Origin of the sequence: Streptomyces sp. NPDC002701 (assembly GCF_042889045.1) — a bacterium.
Lineage (GTDB): Bacteria > Actinomycetota > Actinomycetes > Streptomycetales > Streptomycetaceae > Streptomyces.
In genome coordinates, this window is the sequence record NZ_JBIAQL010000001.1 from 34085 (window position 1) to 52270 (window position 18186).

The window sequence follows — 18186 nt, forward strand, 5'->3', positions numbered from 1 at the left end:
TACGCCCCTATGCTGGTCCGCATGACGACGAACGCCGACGGAACAGCCGGAGCGCAGCCGCAGCCGCGTCGGAGGGCGCCCGCAGGCGCGGCGGTCCTGCGGGAGGACGTGACGGAGGCGATCAGGACGGCCGTCTTCGAGGAACTCGCGGCCGTCGGGTACGCGCGCATGTCCATCGAGGGCATCGCGCGCCGCGCGGGCGTCGGCAAGACCGCGGTCTACCGGCGGTGGCGCTCCAAGCTGCACCTGGTGCTCGACCTGGTCTCCGCGATCGCCGTGCAGGGACTGCCCGCGCCCGACACGGGCACCCTGGAGGGCGACCTGCGCCTGCTGTACGAGGTCACCTCACGCGCTCTGCGTCACCCCGTCGCCTCACAGGTCATCCCCGATCTCCAGGCCGAGGCGGCCCGCAACCCCGAGATCGCGCAAGCCCTGCAGAAGGCCCTGCGTGAGGGGCAGGCGGGCGTCGCGAACGGCATCGTGGCGGCGGCCCGGGCGCGCGGTGAGATCAGTACGGAGATCGACGGCGAACTCGCCCTGGACGTCATCTCGGGACCGCTCTACTGGCGTGCGGTGGTGATCCGTGGACCGAAGCCGCCGGAGGGATATCTGGCGAGTCTGACCCGGGCCACGGCGGCGGCCCTCAAGGCGTTGTAGACGGCCGGGGACTGCCGTTCCACCTGCGGTTCCGCCGTGTCCGCGGCCCGGCTCAGGGCCCCTTCCGGAGGGCGTCCGACCCCCGTAGCGGCCGGATCGTTGTCTTCCACGCCTCACTCTCAGGGCCTCCGGGGGCGCATACTGGAACCACGATGACGAAGCCATCCGCGCCCCGGCGCCACCTGTCCACCAGTCCCTTCAAAGCTCCGGTTGTCCCGGTCGCCAAGCACTTCGCCCTCGGTGACCGTGTTACGCACGACCAGTTCGGCCTGGGCAGGATTGTCGGCGTCGAGGAGGGCATCGCGATGCTCGTCGACTTCGGCTCCCGCCAGGCCCGTATCGTCAGCCCCTACACCCGTATGGACAAGCTCTGACGGACCCCGTCACAGCACTCTCGCCGCGGCCCAGGACCACGTCCGGCCCGCGGCGAGTGCGTTTGCGCAGGTGAGCACGTGAGTACGTGGACACGTGTGTGCGCGAGTACGCGGCCTGCCCAGCTTCGGCCTGCCTAGCTTCGACGTGCTTGCGGATGCAGCCGCAGCCAGCCCTCCCAGGCCGACGTGATCATGTCGTCCAGGCCGTACTTCGCCTTCCAGGCCAGCTCCGCGCCGATGCGGTCGGCGGAGGCGACGACCCGGGCCGGGTCGCCGGCCCGGCGGGGCGAGACCTCCGGGGCGAGCGCGTGGCCGGTGAGCTCGTTGATCCGGTCGATCATCCGGCGGACCGAGACCCCCTCCCCGCGGCCGATGTTGAGGGTCAGGTCGGTGCCGGGGGCCGCCGCGAGCCGCCTCGCGGCCACCACATGGGCCTCCGCCAGGTCGACGACGTGGATGTAGTCGCGGACGCACGTGCCGTCCGGCGTCGCGTAGTCGGCGCCGAAGATCCGCGGAGGCGCGCCCTCCGTGAGCTTCTCGAAGACCATCGGGACGATGTTGAAGACGCCGGCGTCGGCCAGTTCGGGTGTCGCCGTCCCCGCCACGTTGAAGTAGCGCAGGGACGCCGTCGCCAGGCCGTGCGCACGGTTCGTGGCACGCACCAGCCACTCACCGGCGAGCTTGGTCTCGCCGTACGGGTTGATCGGCGCGCACGGCGTCTCCTCGGTGACGAGGTCGACGTCGGGCATGCCGTACACCGCCGCCGAGGACGAGAACACGAAGGACGGCACCGCCGCGGCCGTGACCGCCTGCAGCAGCACCCGCAGCCCTTCGACGTTCTCGCGGTAGTAGTGGAGCGGCAGGTCCACCGACTCGCCCACCTGCTTCTTCGCCGCCAGGTGCACGACACCGGTGACGGCGTGGTCCTTCAGCGCCCGGGCGACCCGTTCCCCGTCCAGGGTCGAGCCGACGACGAGCGGCACCCCGTCCGGGACGCGTTCGGCGATCCCGGTGGACAGGTCGTCGTACACCACCGCCCGTTCGCCCGCCTCGGTCATCGCGCGGACGACGTGCGCCCCGATGTAGCCGGCGCCGCCGGTGATCAGCCAGGTCATGTACGGCCGTCCCCTCGTGTGTCAGTGGTCGCGTATCAGTGAAGCAAACGCCTCATCCTGCGGCTCAGCACGGCCGCCGTCCCGCGCGGACCGGCCGCGGTCCGCAGCGCGAGCGAGCCGGCGTGGGTCGCGTACGGGTGGACGAGGAGCACGCCGTGCCGGGCGCTCGGCACGACCGACCGGCGCAGCAGGCCCGGGCCGGTGCTCGCGTGCGCGGTCGTCTCGCGGCTCGTGCCGTCGTGGAAGCGCAGCCGCAGCCGCAGGTCCCAGGTGCCGGAGCCGAGCGCCGCGAGGTCGACCGGCGCCTCGGCGGTCCAGGTGCGGGCATCGGCGCCGGGTCCGTGGTGGACGGGCTCGGTGGCGTCCGCGGGAGCCGCGGGAACTGCGGGAGCCGCTGGGGTGGTGAGAGCCGCGGGAGCCGCTGGGGTGGCGAGAGCCGCCGGATGCGTGACATCCGCGGGATGCGCGAGAGGTGCGGGATCCGGGTCGGCCGGCAGGAAGGGCGCCGTGAGCGTGAGCCCGGTCGTCCCGTCCTGCCGGTTCACGAACTCGGCGTCCACCGACGCCGGCCCCGCCTCCGTCATCCGCCCGTACAGCTCGTGCAGGCGCAGCCGCAGCCGGGTGCCACGCGCGCGTGGCCGCAGTTCCGCGTCCACGGCCACCGGAAGGAGGCGGACGGGCCGGACCAGGAGGTGTTCCAGGGTGACGCGGGGCAGGCCGGCGGACCAGACCGGGGTGCCGTCCGCGGCGCGCGCGTACGGGGGCCGCAGCCGGGCCGGGCGGGCCGCGACCTCCTTGACGCGGGTGAGGTCGCACGGCTTGTCGGAGGCCAGCACCACCTGTGCGATCACCCGGCCCGGCGCCGGGGCGAGCGCGAAGTCGCCCGCGTCGAACGTCGCCAGGTACGCGCGCGTGAGGGCCCACCACTCCCGCCGGTACGCGGCGCCGCGCAGATCCAGCTCGCGCGCGTACATCCGCAGCGCGTGGTCGAGGAACCGTGCGCGTGAGGCCCGGGCCAGCCGCTTCTCACCGGCGGCGAGCAGGACGTCGTACGCCTGGGCGTGCGCGGTGATCCTGGCCCGCCAGTTGTCGACGCCCGACCGGTCCAGTGAGATCGACAGCCGCCCGGCGCCGCGGCGCACGTGCCAGACGTAGACCGTGTCCGGGATCAGCGCGAGCCGCGGCCGGGCGGCCAGCACGCGCGCGCTGAAGACGAAGTCCTCGTAGGGGAAGTGCCCCTCGGGGAAGCGGATGCCGTGCTCGCGAAGGAAGTCGGTGCGGTACAGCTTGTTGACGCACAGCGTGTCGTGGACCAGCCGGGGGCGCCGCGACGGGTCGGTCACGAGGGCGGTCCTGGCGTACAGCTCGGGCTGCCAGGGCACCTCGCGGCCGGACGGCAGTTCACGGCGGACGCACAGGCCGGCCGTGACCTCGGTGCCGCGCCGGGTGGCCGCGGCCAGCAGCGCGTCCACGGCGCCGGACGGCAGCACGTCGTCGCTGTCGAGGAACATGACGTACGGGGCGGCGGTGGCGGCGATGCCGTCGTTGCGCGGGCTGCCGCAGCCGCCGCTGTTGGCCTCGCGGCGGACGACCCGCAGGCGCGGCTCGTCGAGCGCGAGGCGGTCCAGGAGGCGGGCGCTGTCGTCCGCCGAGCAGTCGTCCACGGCGATCACCTCGTGGACGGCGGGCCCCTGCGCGAGGGCGGAGCGCACCGCGTCCGTCACATGGGCGGCGTCGTCGTACCCGATGACGACGACGGAGACCTGTGAGGGGCGGGTGGCTCCGGCCCGCACGGCGCGTACGGGTTCGACGGCTTCCACGGCTTCCACGGGCTCGACGGCTTTCACGAGGCAAATGGTAGCCAATGTGGGCAATTAGGTGTTGTGGGGTTACTTATGGCGACGAGGAGGCGGGTGGGGCGAGGGGCTCGACGGCCGCGGTGTGGTCACTCGCAGGCCGGGGTCTCCTCCAGGGCCGCAGCGTCCAGCGCCCCGGTGAGCTTGTCGAGACGGGTCTGCAGGTCGTGGATCTCGGCGAGTTCGAAGCCTGTGGCGGCGGCGATCCGGCGCGGTACGCGGAGTGCCCGCTCCCGCAGGGCCGTGCCCTCGTCCGTCGGCCCGACCGCCACGGACCGCTCGTCCATGGCGCTGCGCTCCCGCCGTACGAGACCGGCCGTCTCCAGGCGCTTCAGCAAGGGGGACAGCGTCCCGGAGTCGAGGCGCAGGTGTTCGCCGACCTTCTTCACGGGCAGCTCGCCGTGCTCCCACAGCACCAGCATGACCAGGTACTGGGGGTAGGTGAGCCCCAAGTCCTTCAGGACGACGCGGTAGAGGCCGCCGAACGCGCGGGAGGCGGCGTTCAGGGAGAAGCAGATCTGCTGGTCGAGGCGGAGGAAGTCCTCGTCGCGTGCGGTGCCGCCGGTGGTGGCAGTGGTGGGGGCAACGGGATCGGTGTCGGGTGCGGGCGTCGCGGTCATGCCTCCAGGTTACCTCGGGCGCGTCATTTAGTTGTGCACAATTTAATTGTGTGCTCTACTTGGGTCGTGCGGCGGACCGGAGCACGAACGGGCCGGGGCCCGCAGGCACGACTTCGACTTCCGAGAGGGATGGTTTTCCATGGACGCGCTCTACACCGCCGTAGCCACCGCCACACACGGCCGCGACGGCCGTGCCTACAGCTCCGACGGGCAGCTCGACCTGCAGCTCGGCATTCCGGCGGAGATGGGCGGCAACGGACAGGGCACGAACCCGGAGCAGCTGTTCGCCGCGGGTTACTCGGCCTGTTTCGCCAGCGCGCTCGCGGTCGTGGGGCGGGCGGCGAAGGTCGACGTCAGCGACGCCGCCGTGACCGCGGAGGTGGGGATCGGCAAGCAGGGCGAAGGGTTCGCGCTCGCTGTCACCCTGCGGGTGGAGCTGCCGGAGGGTGTCGACGAGGAGACCGGGCGCAAGCTGGTGGAGCAGGCGCACCAGGTGTGCCCCTACTCCAACGCGACCCGGGGCAACATCCCGGTCGAGCTCGTCATCGAGTAGTTTCCTTCGCCCCCGCCGCCCCTTCCCGTCCCGACCCTGGGGGCTGCGCCCCCAGACCCCCGCTGTCGCGCTGCGCGCTCGTCCTCAGACGCCGGACGGGTTACCTACTGGCAGCCCGTCCGGTGATCGGGGGCCGGGGGTCGAGGTCGGGACGGCCGAGGCGTAGAGCAGCGGCAGGCCCACGACCGGTACCAGCCACAGCATCACCGTCAGCCGTCCGATGACGATGTCGGGGTGCGCGGCGGCGCTCAGCAGACCGGTCCCGGCGGCGCCGAGCAGCAGCACACCGAACGCGGGGAACCGCCGCAGCGCCCCGAACGCGCCCGCCCCCACCCCCACCAGCAACAGCGGTTCGAGCAGTTGCCGCCGCAGCCACTCCAGCCAGAAGTTGACCTCCAGCTGGAGGAACTCCCCCCAGGGCCGTTCCCGGTCGGGGAGCCGGTAGTGATCGGTGAGCAGGTCCTGGAGGCTGTCCGACTCCGACGGATAGCCGAGCAGCCGGGAGAGCAGGACCGTCCCCACGGCCGCCGCCAGCGTCACCTTCAGCAGCGTCTTCACGGCGTCCCCGACCGGCCGCCCCGTCCTCCTGCGGCGGACGCCGATCAGGCAGCACGCCCCGGCGAGACCCACCGCGAGGAACAGCGCCTGCGAGTGCTTCACGGCGAACAGCAGCGCCAGCGACACCGCCACCAGACCGCCGGCCCGCTGCCCGCGCAGTACCAGCGCGCATCCCAGCAGCGCCGCCAGGGTGAGCGCCGTCATGGTGCCCTCGGTCATGGGCCGCATCGCGGTCGCGCCCGTCGGCAGCACGTAGTACAGCGCCTGTCCGGTCAGCGCCGGCACCACCGGTACGCCCACCGTCCGCAGGAGGAGGAACACCAGCACGCCTCCGGCCGCCGCGACGCACACCCCCGCCGCCCACAGCCCCCAGGTCGCCCCGAACAGGGCCACGAACGGCATGAGGAGCAGCGGATATCCGGGCCGCACCTCGAAGATCCGCATGAACCGCTCGCTCATGAACGGCGCGGTCCAGCCGGACGTCTGCCCCGCGTCGAGCCGCTGCCCGAGGCTCCGCTGGTAGTGGCGGCGGCACTCCGCCCGTACGCCCGGCCCCGGGTCGGGGGTCCGGAAGCGCCGCACGTCCACGCTGTGGCGGCGGGATGCCTTCTCGCCCCGGCTCGCGCACAGGTACTCGATGGTCCGTCCCGTCGCCTCCCTCTTGTCCGCGCCGCCCAGACTCAGCGCGTACGACAGGTAGTTGCGGCTGTCGGGGGTGTCCCGGCCGGTGACATTGGCGAGCTGGAGGCAGCCGAACAGGGCGGCCAGGAACAGCACCCACGCGGCGGGTCGAGCGCTCATGAGCGGGTCAGGGCGTCGCTCGGGGCGCCGGGCGCGGGGACCATGGGCGCGCTCATGTCCTCGCCCAGCATCAGCGTCCGTACGACCCGTTCCGCGGCCCGCCCGTCGTCGTACCCGCCGAAGCGGGACCGGAAGGCGGTCCGCAGCCGCGCCGACTCCTCGTCGCGCCAGGCGCCCGACGCGAACAGCCTGGCCAACTCGTCCTCGTCGCGCGTGACATGGCCCGGCGGCCGTTCCGTGACGTCGAAGTACGTACCGCGCGCCGCACGATAGGTGTCCAGGTCGTAGGCGTGCAGGACGATCGGCCGGTCCAGGTGCGCGTAGTCGAACATCAGTGACGAGTAGTCGGTGATGAGCGCGTCGGAGGCGAGCAGCAGGTCCTCGACCGCCGGCTCGTCGGTGACGTCCAGGACGAGCCCGCGCCCGGCCAGGTCCCGCAGGGCGAGCCCGCGTTCGTGGTGCTGGGCCAGCGAGGGGTGCAGCCGGACCGCCAGGACGTGGTCGCCGGGCAGCCCGGCGACCACGCGTTCCAGGTCGCAGGTGGGCGCGTAACCGCCCTGCCGGTGATCGCGGTGGGTCGGCGCGTACAGGATCAGGGTGCTGCCGTCCGGGACGCCGAGGCGCTGCCGTACGGACTCGCGGCGGCCCGGTTCCGGCCGGACCAGGCAGTCGTTGCGGGGGCTGCCCGAGCGCAGGGAGGTGAAGCCGCAGGGGTAGGCGCGGTCCCAGACCAGCTCGGAGTACGGGTCGGCGACCAGGCTGTAGTCCCAGCGGTCGGCCCGCCGCAGCATCTTCGGAACACTGAAACCGCGCCGCGCGCCCGGGTACTTGAGCAGATCGGCGCCCATCGACTTCACCGGGGTGCCCTGGTGGGTGTGGATGTGGACGGCACCCTCCCGCTTCACCAGGTCGTTCGCCCAGTTGACGTTGTTGATGAGGTAACCGGCGCGGGCCGTCACCCTGCGGTAGGCGCGGCTGCCGGGCAGGACGTGCTCGACGCCCGGCGGCAGCGCGTCCACGTGCTCCCTGGCGACCACCCACACGCTCCGGATGTGCGGGGCGATCTCCTGGGCCTTGCGGTGGATCGCGGCCGGGTCGCCGAGGACGCCACGGTGCGAGAAGGCCGAGTACACCGCCAGACCGGGATCGACCGGGCGGCACAGGACCAGGCGCCGGTGCAGCGCGAGCAGCACCCGGCGCAGCCGTCGCCGCCACACCCGCAGGCGCCTGCGCAGACCGGCGCGCCGCACGGCGGCGACGCGGTGCAGTCCGTAGAGGGCGTAGGGGGCCCGGGCGAGCAGCGTGAAGGACGTCCGTGGGACGTTCGCGGCGAGCCGGTGGCCGCCCGGCCGGTAGGCGCGCAGGTCCCGTGCCGCCCGCCGGTGGAACTCGGCCCGCGACGACGGCGGCACGCGGTCCTTCTGGCGCAGGATGAACAGGTAGTGGTCCGCCATGTGGTCGTAGAGGAAACCGCGCCACCGCTCCAGTGCGGGCCGCTCGCCGATGAACCGGAACAGCCGCTCGTACTGCGCGAACACCTCGAAGTGCTCCCGGCTCGGGGTGCGCATCGCGCTGCCCTGGCGGCGCTGCCGGTAGTACACGCAGACCCGGTCGACGAGGGTGATCGTGCGGGCCGTCCACAGCGTCTGGTAGACGATCACCGCGTCCTCGTAGAAGCCGGTGGGGAAGGTGAAACCGCCCTCGCGGAAGAAGTCGAGGCGGTACGCCTTGTTCCACACGACGGTGAACAGGTCCAGCAGTTCCGGGCGTTCGGCGACCGTGAACACCTCGGGGCCCGGCGCGCCGAACACCTCCGCGTCCCGGTTGCGCCGCACCGCGCCGTGCCAGTGGGTGCGCGCGTAGTCGAACAGGACGATGTCCGGCCGGCCGGTGGCGTCGACGCGCTCGGCGATCGCCCGCAGCGTGCCGGGCGTGTAGCTGTCGTCGCTGTCCAGGAAGAGCAGGTACTCGCCCCGGGCCAGCCGCGCCCCGTGGTTGCGGGCCGGGCCGATGCCGCCGTTGACGGGCAGGTGCACCGGCACGACCCGCTCGTCGCGGGCCGCGAACTCGTTGATGATCGCCGGGCTGCCGTCCGGGGAGCGGTCGTCGACGACGATCAGCTCGAAGTCGCCGTACGACTGGTCGAGGACCGACTCCAGGCAGGTGCGCAGGTAGCCCTGCACGTTGTGGACGGGCACGACGATGCTGAAGCGGGGCATGGCACTTCCAGGTCCGGGAACTTGCTGGGCTGTGGGAGGGCGCGACGGCATCAGTGCGCCGGCGTGCGGGGGCGCGACACGGCCGCGGCCGGCACCGGCAGGCGCTCCCGCAGCGGGATCAGCGGCGGCAGCTCCTCCTCGGGCTGCCCCAGCAGCACCCGCCGTACGACCCGTTCGGCGGCCTGTCCGTCGTCGAACGCGCAGAACCGCGCCCGGAAGCGGGACCGCAGCTCCGCGGACCGCTCGTCGCACCACTCGCCCGACGTGAGGACCCGGGCCAGCTCGGTCTGCGTACGGGCGACATGGCCCGGCGGCTCGGCGAGCAGGTCGAAGTAGACGCCCCGGGTGTCCCGGTAGACGTCCCAGTCGTCGGCGTACGTGACGATGGGCCGGTCGAGGTTGGCGTAGTCGAACATGATCGACGAGTAGTCCGTGATGAGCGCGTCCGAGGCGAGACAGACGTCCTCGGTGTCCCGCAGCGAGGTCACGTCGATCAGCCGGCCGTCCGCGACCGCCCGCCGCAGACCGGCGTCGCCGTCGAGGAAGTAGTGCGCCCGCAGCAGCACCACGAACTCCGGTCCGAGCGCGTCGCAGAACCGCGCCAGGTCGAACTGCGCCGACACGTCACGCGGATAGTCCCGGTAGGTCGGCGCGTACAGCAGCGCCACCCGGTCCGCGGGGATGCCGAGCCGGGCCCGGATCGCGGCGACCTCGGCGGGGGCCGCCGTGTAGAAGCGGTCGTTGCGCGGATAGCCGTACTCCAGGTGCTCGAAGGCGCTGGGGTAGGCGCCCGACCAGACCTCCGTGGAGTGGGCGTTGGAGGAGAGGGAGAAGTCCCAGCGGTCCACGCGCTGCATCAGCCGGCCGAAGCTCCCGGTGGCCGCCGCGACGGCCCGGTACTCGATCTGGTCGACGCCCATCCGCTTCAGCGGGGTCCCGTGGTGCGTCTGGACGTGCACCGAGCCGGGGCGCTTGCGCACGGCGTGCTCGAAGTTGACGTTGTTGAAGGTGTACTTCGCCCGCGCCATCACCTCCCAGTACCGCCTGCTCCCGATCACCACGCTCTCCACGTCCCCGGGCATGTGCGGCAGTTCCTTCTCCTTCACCAGGAACACCGGCCGGATGTGCGGGGCGAGTTCGCGTGCCTTGCGGTGGATCGCCGCCGGGTTGCAGGCGTAGCCGCGGCCCCAGTAGGCGGCGAAGACGGCGAGGTTCTCGTCCAGCGGCCTGCGCAGGTACCACCCGTACAGGAGCACGCGGCGGCGCCGCAGCACGGTACGGGCGGCGTACGCCCGTACCCGGGCGGTCCGCCGGCCGAGCGGCAGCAGCGCGCGGAACGCCGTGTACGCGCCCGCCCGCAGCAGCCGCTCCCGCGGTCCCGTGGCGCGGTGGCCCGCCGGGCGGTGCCGCCGGTGGAGCCTGCCCGCGCGGCGGAAGGAGGCCCTGCCGCGGGGGGCGGCGGCCAGCTCGTCGAGGACCTCGGCGAAGAGCTGCCCGAAGAGGGCTCGCAGCCGGTCCTCGGGAAGCCCCTGCGCGGCGGCCCTCTCCAGCACCGGCTCGACCTGGTCGAGGAGCTCCGCGGGCGCGCCGGCCGTCGTGCCGCCGGTGCCCTGCCGGCGCTCGTGACGCCGTACGCAGACCGTGTGCAGCACCTCGGTCCTGCCGGCAGCGAGGGCCACCAGTCCGGCCCACCCGAGGTCCGCGCCCCGGCCCGCGGGGAAGGCGAGCCCGTGGTCGCGGAGGAAGGCGCGGCGGTAGGCGGTGGCCCAGACCGGCAGCCGTACGTCGCCGGGGTCCGCGTCCTCCAGCAGGTCCGTCGTCGGTTCGCCCTCCCACCACGGCACGCGCTCATGGCCGAGGCGCAGACAGTCCACGGCGTCGGCGCCCTCGTCCCCGCCGGCGTCCCGCAACCGCGCGTCGATCGCGGTGAGCGCCTGAGGCGTCAGCACGTCACCTGGGTCCAGGAACAGCACGTACGTTCCCGTGGCCGTCCGCAGTCCGGCGTTCCGGTCGCCGGTGACCGGAACGACCCTGGAGTCCCGCTCGGCGTACTCGGCGGCGAGCAGGCCCGCCGGGGAGTCCGGGGCCCCGCAGACCGGGATCAGCTCGACGTCGGTGAAGGACTGGGCGAGGACCGAGTCGAGAGCCGTGGGGAGCCGCCCCGCGACGTCGTGGACGGTGACGATGATGCTGAAGCGGGGCATGTGGTGCGGTGCTCTTTCTGTCTGTGCTGTGTGGTGCTGCCGTACCGGGACGGGTGAAGGGCCCGGCCGGTACGGCAGCACGTGCGGCCGGGTGGGGCCTGCCGGCCCCGCGCTCCCGTCGGGGCGCTCCCGCCGCCGGTGCGTCAGCGTCCGCGGCGGCGCTTGACCAGCGCCCTCGTGACGATCGGCGGCAGCAGGTCCTTGGCGAGTCTGCGGGCACGGCTGGAGCGGGCGGCCGGAGCGGCCGTGGCGGGGCGGGCGGGCCCGGGCCGGGACGACGCCGTGCGCTGGACCGGTACCGCCGGCGGCGCGGCAGCCGGCGCGGTCTGCGTCTCGGCGGGCGCGGACGGTTCCTCCTCGCCCGCGTACCGCGAGACCGGATGCTTCGGCTCGGTGGCCTTCCTGCCGTCTATGCGGATCATTCCGTGCCCCGCGACCTGCTGCACCTCGTGCCACATGTCGTCACGGCCCGCCAGCCACTCCAGCAGCGCGTCGCGCAGCGGCTCGGGATCGCCCCAGGTGCCGTAGAACTTCGTGCCGGTCACGCATATGGGGTGCAGGCCGAGCGTGGCGACCGCACCCCAGGTGGCGCAGGCGACGCCCGGGCAGTGCTCGGCGCGGTAGTCGTCGAGCACCACCACACCGTCGGGCAGGAGGATGTCCCGCACGGCCTCGATGTCCCCGTACACGTGCTCGTACAGGTGCGAGGCGTCTATGTGCGCGAAACGGCAGCTGTCGTCCGCGACACGGTCGGCGACCACCGACGTCGGGGCCTGGATGACCTCCGGCAGCCGCTCGTGGAACGCGGCGAAGTTGGCCTCGAAGGCGCGCCGGGTGAGCGTCGAGTACGACTTGTTCATCTCCTTGAGGTTGGCGGCGTCCGGCGCGGTCGAGTCGAAGAGGTCGCACACGGTGAAGGCGTCCTCGTCACGCCGGTACGAGGCCATGAAGATCGCGCTCTTGCCCATGTAGGCGCCCAGTTCGAGCAGGTCGCCCCGCTGCGCACGGTCCAGCTGACCGGAGAGGAACCAGTCGAACAGCTGCTGGTCGACGGCACGGAACCAGCCCTTGACCTCCGACAGAGCCTTGGGGCGGGGCAGTTCGGCGGTACCGGTGGTGCTGGAAGTCATGAGTACTCCGTAAACGGCGTCTGAGGATTTCCTGTGCTTGGGGATGGGATCGGAGTGCTTCAGGGTCTGTCAACGACGGGAACGGAAACGCCGGGTGTCGGGACGGTGGCGAGGGGTGAGGACACGTTCCGGTCCGCCGCCGACGGCACCGGACGGCGCTCCTCGGGCGGCACCACCGCGGGCAGTCCGGCCGTCTCACCGAGCACGACACGGCGGACGACCCGCTCGGCGGCCCGCCCGTCGTCATAGGGGCAGAAACGCTCCCGGAAGGCCGCCCGCAGCTGCGCGGAGCGCGAACCGCGCCAGTGGCCGGTCGCGAAGATGTCGATCAGCTCGTCCTCGGTGCGCGCGACCGCGCCGGGCGGGAAGGCCCGCACGTCGAAGTAGGTCCCGCGGGCCGCCTCGTACGCCTCCCGGTCGTCCGTGAGCAGCACGATCGGCCGGTCCAGGCCCGCGTAGTCGAACATCAGCGACGAGTAGTCGGTGACCAGCGCGTCCGAGGCGAGACACAGCGACTCGACGCTCGGATGGTCCGACACGTCGATCAGCCGGCCGCCGCCGCACGCCAGCGGGGCCCGGTACGCGGGGTGCGCGCGGGTCAGCAGGACGAACCGCGGGCCGAGCCGGCGCAGCACCCGCTCCAGGTCGAGCGCGGTGCGCTGGGCGCGGCGGTAGTCGCGGTGCGTCGGCGCGTACAGGACGGCGACCGCGCCCTCGGGGATGCCGAGGGTCTCGCGCAGCCGGGCCACGTCCGCCGCCGTCGCCTGCTGGAAGACGTCGGTGCGCGGCTGGCCGTACTCCAGCATCGTGTAGCCGGCCGGGAAGACGCGCTCCCAGACGAGCGTGGAGTGCCGGTTGCCGGACAGGCAGTAGTCCCACCGGTCGGCGTCGCGCAGCAGCTCGGCGAAGTCGGTGCCCCGGGCCGCCGCCGGACGCTCCTGGAGGTCCAGGCCCATGTGCTTGAGCGGTGTGCCGTGCTGTGTCTGGACCACGACCTGGCCGCGCCGCTTCACCAGCCTGGGGTCGAAGCCGGCGTCGCCGACGAGATACCTGGAGCGGGCGAGGGCCGTCCAGTACGCGGCGGTCCCGGGCGTCAGCGTGCGCGTCCCCGTCGGGACCGTGTGGTGGAACTCGGGGTCCGCGATCCACGCGGTGCGCATGCCCGGCGCGTGCGTGCGGAACGCGGCCTCCAGCGCGCCCGGGTTGCCGCCGTACCCGCGGCCCCCGTGACCCCCGAACACCGCGTGGCCGGCCCGCACGGGCAGTCGGCGCTGGACGCCGTAGTGCAGCCGCAGGGCGGCGGCCCGGACACCGCGGGCCAGCGCCCCGGCGAGCCGCCCCAGACGCCTCTTCAGCCGCGTCGCCGCCCACACGCCGCGGTAGGCGCGATGGCTGCCGAGGCGGACGAGGGCGTGCCGCAGCCGGTTGCGGGGCGGCACGTCCGTGTCGCGTACGCGGTACCGCACGTAGTGCGCGCGGGCCTTGCGGAGGAACGCGGCGCGGGAACCGCGCGGCAGCCGGTCGCGCCTGAGGAACACGGCCGACACGTGGTCGACCATGCGCTGGAACAGGACCGGGCGCCAGCGCGCCAGTTCGGGATGCGCGTCGAGGTGGGCGAAGACCCGGTCGTACTGGTCGAAGATGTCGAAGTGCCGGCTGCTGGTCGTACCGAGGATGTTCCCGCGGCGCCGCTGCCGGTAGTGGACACAGACCCGGTCGAGCGTCGCGATCGTCCCGGCGGCCATCAGGACCGGGTACGTCCAGGGGGTGTCCTCGTAGTAGCCGGGCGGGAACGCGAACTCCTCCCGTTCGACGAACTCCCGGCGGTACGCCTTGTTCCACACGACCATGAGGACGTTCAGCAGCCCCGGGCGGTCGTCGAGGCGGAACGGCGCCGGACCCCCCTCGTCGAGCTGTCCCGCCTGGACGTTGCGGACCGTCTCGCCCGTCCAGAAGGTGCGCGCGTAGTCGTAGACCAGGACGTCCGGATCGCCGGTCTCCTTGATGCGGTCGGCGATCTCCCGCAGCGCGTGCTCGGTGAGGGTGTCGTCGCCGTCCAGGAAGACAAGGTAGTCACCGGTCGCGCACCGCATACCCGCGTTGCGGGCCCGGCCCAGACCCACGTTCTCCTTGAGGTGGACGGCCCGGACCCGGGTGTCGCGGGCCGCGAACTCGTCGATGATCGCACCGCAGGCGTCCGGCGAGCAGTCGTCGACGGCGATCAGCTCGAAGTCGGTGAAGGACTGTTCCAGGACCGATGCCATGCACTCGTGCAGATACGCCTGCACCTGGTAAGCGGGGACGATGACACTGAACCGGGGCAAGAGGCATCCATGGGTCGGCGCGGCCATATTGCCCGGAAACGGCCGAAGGGGTTACGTGGTTACGCCGGATGCGGCATGTGGGGGACCCCGGGGGCGCGCGAAGGGGCGGACCGCGGCCGGTCCGCCCCTCCAAAAGCGCACGCCGGAGGCTACTTCACCGCCCCCGCCATCACGCCGGAAACGAACTGCCGCTGGAACGCGAAGAACACGGCCAGCGGGATCACCATCGAGATGAACGCGCCGGGCGCGAGCGTCTCGATGTTGCCGGAGAACTGCCGGGTCTGCTCGGTCAGCGCGACCGTCAGCGGCCGCGAGTCGGAGTCCGAGAAGATCAGCGCCACCAGCATGTCGTTCCACACCCACAGGAACTGGAAGATGCCGAGCGAGGCGATCGCGGGGCCGCCGAGCGGCAGGATCACGGTCGTGAACAGCCGGGTCTCGCCCGCGCCGTCGAGCCGCGCCGCCTCCAGGAGTTCCCGGGGGATCTCCGCGAAGAAGTTGCGCAGCAGGAAGATGGCGAACGGCAGGCCGAAGCCCACGTGGAAGAGGACCACGCCGAGGACGCTGCCGAAGATCCCCAGATCGCCGAAGAGGTCGGCCAGCGGGATCAGCGCGATCTGGATGGGCACCACCAGCAGGGCCACCACGGCCACGAACCACCAGTCGCGGCCCTTGAAGTCCATCCAGGCGAACGCGTACCCGGCCATCGCGCCGATGACGACGACCAGGACGGTGGCGGGCACCGTGATCAGCACCGTGTTGAGCAGGGCGTCGGTGATCTCCTCCTTGCCCAGCAGCGTCGAATAGCTCTCGGTGGTGAGCTGGGACGGCTTGCCGAAGACGTCCCACCAGCCGGAGTCGGCGATGTCGGTGGGATCACGGAACGACGAGGCGAGCAGCCCGATCGTCGGCGTCACCCAGAGCAGCGCCACCAGGATCAGGAAGACCCGCATCACGCCGCCCGCCGCGCCGCTCGCGAGCCGGGAGCCCAGCGAGCGCCGGGGCGGACCGGTCTCGTCCACGGTCTCGGGGGGCCGGCCGGCCTCCCCGGGTTCCTTCAGAGGTACGGAGGGTGCGGTCACCGTCGGCGCTCCCTTCGCAGTCGGCGGATGTTGACGATCATCACCGGCATCACCAGGAGCAGCAGGACGATGCCGATCGCGCTGCCGAGGCCCTGGTTGTTGCCGCCGCCGAAGGACGCGTTGACCAGTTGCAGGGCCAGCACGTTGGCCTCGTCCTGGCTGGGCTGCGGAGCGATGATGAAGACCAGGTCGAAGATCTTCATCACGTTGATCATCAGGGTGATCAGGACGACGACGAGGACCGGCGCGAGCAGGGGGACGGTGACCCGGCGGAACACCTGCCACTCGTTGGCCCCGTCGACCCGGGCCGCCTCCAGGAGGTTGCGGTCCACGCCGGCCAGTCCCGCCGCGATGAGCACCATCGCGAAGCCCGCCCACATCCAGGCGTACGCCCCGATGATGGCCGGGGTGACCAGGCTCGGGCCGAGCCAGTCGACGCCGTTGTAGGCCGCCGCGAAGTTCGACGCGGGCAGCCGCAGCTGCGCCCCGTCGGCCGAGGCCGGCAGCGTGAACGTACCGTCGTCGCCCGCCTTCGCGGAGGCCACGACCTTGCCGTCCTTCACCGCCTCGACCTCGATGCCGGGCAGTGCCTTCTCGCCCGCGTCGACGGCGCCCTTCTCGCCGCCGCCGCCCAGCTTGAAGTCGAGCCAGACCGTGCCGGAGACCCCGTCGCCCGACGGCTCGGCGGACGTGGCGTCCCCCGGGTCGCCGGGCACCTTGTTCGGCGCGATGCCGACCAGCGGGATCAGGGCGGGCGAGCCCGCGCTCACCGGACCCGTGGAGGTGAAGGAACCCCCGCCGGACGCCTTCAGGTCGCTCTCGGTGGACGGGCGCGCCTTGGGATAGACCGACGACTCGGCGAACGTGTCGTGCACGCCCACCACCACGGCGTTGGCCACGCCCTGGTCGGGGTCGGCCTCGTACACGAGCCGGAAGATGATGCCCGCGGCGAGCATGGAGATCGCCATCGGCATGAAGATGACCAGCTTGAATGCCGTCGACCAGCGCACCCGTTCGGTGAGTACGGCGAAGATCAGGCCGAGGCCGGTGACCAGCGCCGGGGCCACCGCCACCCAGATGGCCGTGTTCTTGACCGCGGTGAACGTGGCGTCGTCGCTGAACAGGTCGCCGTAGTTGCCGAGACCGACGAAGCCCGAACCGTCGGCGTCGTACAGACTGCGCCAGACCGAGTACCCGATGGGGTAGACCACGAGCGCGCCGAGCAGCACGATCGCGGGCAGCAGGAACAGCCCTGCCACCCACCACCGGGTGCCGATCACGCTCTTGCGTTGTCCGGCGGGGGGCACCGGGTTCGCCGCGCCCCCCGCCGTCGCCGTCTGCGAGGCCATGGGCGGCCGTCAGCCCTTGTACGCCTTGGCGGCGGACGTCTCGAGCTGTTGCTGCGTGCCCTCGACGTCCGAGGGGGTCTTCAGGAAGTCCTGCAGCGCCTTCCACTCGCCCGTGCCCTGGGTACCGCCGAAGGCGGCCGGGGACTGGTCGGACATGTCGAAGCGGAAGTCGTCGCCCGCCGCGAGCAGCGCCTTGGCGATGTCCCGCGTCACGTCGTCCCGGTACTTCTTCTGGTCCATCTCCTTGTTGGGGGAGATGAAGCCGCCCTGCTCGGCCCAGATCTCGGCCGCGTCGGTCGACGCCAGGAACGTCAGCAGGGCCTGCGAGCCCTTGTCGTCCTTCAGCGCCACCGCCACGTCGCCGCCGCTGACCACCGGCGACTCGTCGCCGACCGCCGGGAACGGGAAGACCTTGGCGTCCGTGCCGATCTTGGCCTTCGTGTCGGCGTTGATGTTCGCCGCGACGAAGTCGCCCTCGAAGACCATCGCCGCCGGGGTGTCGCCCGAGAAGGTGTTCGTCACCGACTTCGGGAACTCGGTGCGCAGCGCGCCCGCCTTGCCGCCCGCGATCAGGTCGTCCTTGCCCCACAGCTGGGCCAGCGTGGTCAGGGCCTCCTTCACGGAGGGGTCCGTCCACTTGATCTCGTGCTTCGCCAGCTGGTCGTACTTCTCCGGGCCCGCCTGCGAGAGGTAGATGTTCTCGAACCAGTCGGTGAGCGTCCAGCCGTCCTGCCCGCCGATGGACACCGCCGGCGTCCCCGCGTCCGACAGGGTCTGGGCGGTCTGGACGAACTCGTCCCAGGTCTTCGGTTCGGCCGTGATCCCCGCCGCCTCGAACGCCGCCGTGTTGTACCAGACCAGCGACTTGTTGGCGGCCTTCGCGTAGACGCCGTACTGCTTGCCCTCGTACGCGCCCAGGTCCTTCCAGCCGGTGGAGAAGTTCTTGTCGAGCTGCGCCTGCGCCTCGGTGCCCAGCGGCTTCACCCAGCCCTTCTGGGCGAACTGGTGCAGCACACCGACCTGCGGGAGGAACGCCACGCTCGGCGGCTTGCCGCCCTGGATCTTTGTGCCCAGGAACGTGGAGGTGTTGTTGCCGGTCGGTACGTAGCTGACCTCCGCGCCCGTCCGCTTCTCGAACTCGTCGAGGACCTTGGTGAAGTTTTCCTGCTCGGGGCCGGTCCACACGGCCGCCACCTCGAGCTTCTGGCCGTCCAGCTTGGGGAGTTGGACGCTGGGAGCGGCTTTGCTCTCGCCGCCGCCTCCTCCTCCCTCGTCGCCCTTGTCGTCGTCACCGCCGCACGCCGCGAGCGTGAGCGTCATCGCCCCGGCGACGAGGACCGCCGC

14 protein-coding genes are annotated in these 18186 nt (G+C 72.2%); 3 read left to right on the plus strand and 11 right to left on the minus strand.

The genetic code is table 11. The annotated features are described in order from the left end of the window. Positions 1-21 precede the first annotated feature (21 nt). Entirely contained in the window at positions 22-657 is a 636-nt protein-coding gene (locus ACFYXC_RS00125) for a TetR/AcrR family transcriptional regulator (protein ID WP_389545021.1), read from the plus strand. A 152-nt stretch (positions 658-809) separates the two neighbouring features. Beyond that, positions 810-1031 carry a hypothetical protein gene (locus ACFYXC_RS00130; RefSeq protein WP_055517933.1) on the plus strand — a complete coding sequence of 74 codons (222 nt, stop codon included), beginning with the start codon at positions 810-812 and terminating at the stop codon, positions 1029-1031. Between the two features lie 134 nt (positions 1032-1165). Here ACFYXC_RS00130 and galE read toward each other — a convergent pair whose 3' ends face one another. From galE to ACFYXC_RS00145, 3 genes are all read right to left on the minus strand, one after another. After that, complete coding sequence (galE, locus tag ACFYXC_RS00135) at positions 1166-2146, minus strand: UDP-glucose 4-epimerase GalE (protein WP_389545025.1); 981 nt, start codon at positions 2144-2146, stop codon at positions 1166-1168. Between the two features lie 35 nt (positions 2147-2181). Beyond that, positions 2182-3939, minus strand: coding sequence for a glycosyltransferase (locus tag ACFYXC_RS00140; RefSeq protein WP_389546680.1), 1758 nt, complete (start codon positions 3937-3939; stop codon positions 2182-2184). A gap of 152 nt (positions 3940-4091) precedes the next feature. Next, the gene (locus tag ACFYXC_RS00145; RefSeq protein WP_389545028.1) at positions 4092-4622 is read right to left on the minus strand and encodes a MarR family winged helix-turn-helix transcriptional regulator; all 531 of its coding nucleotides are present in this window, start codon (positions 4620-4622) and stop codon (positions 4092-4094) included. Between the two features lie 139 nt (positions 4623-4761). Between ACFYXC_RS00145 and ACFYXC_RS00150 the strand changes: the two genes are divergently transcribed. Then, a complete protein-coding gene (locus ACFYXC_RS00150) occupies positions 4762-5175 on the plus strand; it encodes an organic hydroperoxide resistance protein (RefSeq protein ID WP_388922165.1) in 414 nt (137 codons plus the stop codon). A gap of 84 nt (positions 5176-5259) precedes the next feature. On the opposite strand, the gene ACFYXC_RS00155 is transcribed toward ACFYXC_RS00150, so the two are convergent. From ACFYXC_RS00155 to ACFYXC_RS00190, 8 genes are all read right to left on the minus strand, one after another. Then, on the minus strand, positions 5260-6534 hold the full coding sequence (locus tag ACFYXC_RS00155) for a hypothetical protein (RefSeq protein ID WP_389545032.1): 1275 nt from the start codon (positions 6532-6534) through the stop codon (positions 5260-5262). Next, positions 6531-8753: a CDP-glycerol glycerophosphotransferase family protein gene (locus tag ACFYXC_RS00160; RefSeq protein WP_389545035.1), complete on the minus strand. Its 2223-nt coding sequence runs from the start codon at positions 8751-8753 to the stop codon at positions 6531-6533. Before ACFYXC_RS00160 ends, ACFYXC_RS00155 begins: the two co-directional genes overlap by 4 nt. Before the next feature lie 50 nt (positions 8754-8803). Continuing rightward, entirely contained in the window at positions 8804-10957 is a 2154-nt protein-coding gene (locus ACFYXC_RS00165; protein ID WP_389545038.1) for a CDP-glycerol glycerophosphotransferase family protein, read from the minus strand. Positions 10958-11100: 143 nt separating this feature from the next. Further along, positions 11101-12087, minus strand: coding sequence for a class I SAM-dependent methyltransferase (locus tag ACFYXC_RS00170; RefSeq protein WP_389545041.1), 987 nt, complete (start codon positions 12085-12087; stop codon positions 11101-11103). Between the two features lie 59 nt (positions 12088-12146). Further along, complete coding sequence (locus ACFYXC_RS00175; RefSeq protein ID WP_389545044.1) at positions 12147-14411, minus strand: CDP-glycerol glycerophosphotransferase family protein; 2265 nt, start codon at positions 14409-14411, stop codon at positions 12147-12149. 149 nt (positions 14412-14560) lie between these two features. Next, positions 14561-15364 (minus strand): carbohydrate ABC transporter permease, encoded by an 804-nt coding sequence (locus ACFYXC_RS00180; RefSeq protein ID WP_388922264.1) that lies wholly within the window; start codon positions 15362-15364, stop codon positions 14561-14563. Between the two features lie 125 nt (positions 15365-15489). Beyond that, complete coding sequence (locus ACFYXC_RS00185; RefSeq protein WP_389545047.1) at positions 15490-16842, minus strand: carbohydrate ABC transporter permease; 1353 nt, start codon at positions 16840-16842, stop codon at positions 15490-15492. 9 nt (positions 16843-16851) lie between these two features. Next, positions 16852-18162: an ABC transporter substrate-binding protein gene (locus tag ACFYXC_RS00190; protein WP_389546682.1), complete on the minus strand. Its 1311-nt coding sequence runs from the start codon at positions 18160-18162 to the stop codon at positions 16852-16854. Between the last annotated feature and the right edge of the window lie 24 nt (positions 18163-18186).

What these genes read in the sequence shown, in the direction of transcription:
- ACFYXC_RS00125 (WP_389545021.1), top strand. Translation starts at nt 22, where the DNA reads ATGACGACGAACGCCGACGGAACAGCCGGAGCGCAGCCGCAGCCGCGT.
- ACFYXC_RS00130 (WP_055517933.1), top strand. Translation starts at nt 810, where the DNA reads ATGACGAAGCCATCCGCGCCCCGGCGCCACCTGTCCACCAGTCCCTTC.
- galE (WP_389545025.1), bottom strand. Translation starts at nt 2,146, where the DNA reads ATGACCTGGCTGATCACCGGCGGCGCCGGCTACATCGGGGCGCACGTC.
- ACFYXC_RS00145 (WP_389545028.1), bottom strand. Translation starts at nt 4,622, where the DNA reads ATGACCGCGACGCCCGCACCCGACACCGATCCCGTTGCCCCCACCACT.
- ACFYXC_RS00150 (WP_388922165.1), top strand. Translation starts at nt 4,762, where the DNA reads ATGGACGCGCTCTACACCGCCGTAGCCACCGCCACACACGGCCGCGAC.
- ACFYXC_RS00155 (WP_389545032.1), bottom strand. Translation starts at nt 6,534, where the DNA reads ATGAGCGCTCGACCCGCCGCGTGGGTGCTGTTCCTGGCCGCCCTGTTC.
- ACFYXC_RS00160 (WP_389545035.1), bottom strand. Translation starts at nt 8,753, where the DNA reads ATGCCCCGCTTCAGCATCGTCGTGCCCGTCCACAACGTGCAGGGCTAC.
- ACFYXC_RS00165 (WP_389545038.1), bottom strand. Translation starts at nt 10,957, where the DNA reads ATGCCCCGCTTCAGCATCATCGTCACCGTCCACGACGTCGCGGGGCGG.
- ACFYXC_RS00170 (WP_389545041.1), bottom strand. Translation starts at nt 12,087, where the DNA reads ATGACTTCCAGCACCACCGGTACCGCCGAACTGCCCCGCCCCAAGGCT.
- ACFYXC_RS00180 (WP_388922264.1), bottom strand. Translation starts at nt 15,364, where the DNA reads ATGCGGGTCTTCCTGATCCTGGTGGCGCTGCTCTGGGTGACGCCGACG.
- ACFYXC_RS00185 (WP_389545047.1), bottom strand. Translation starts at nt 16,842, where the DNA reads ATGGCCTCGCAGACGGCGACGGCGGGGGGCGCGGCGAACCCGGTGCCC.
- ACFYXC_RS00190 (WP_389546682.1), bottom strand. Translation starts at nt 18,162, where the DNA reads ATGACGCTCACGCTCGCGGCGTGCGGCGGTGACGACGACAAGGGCGAC.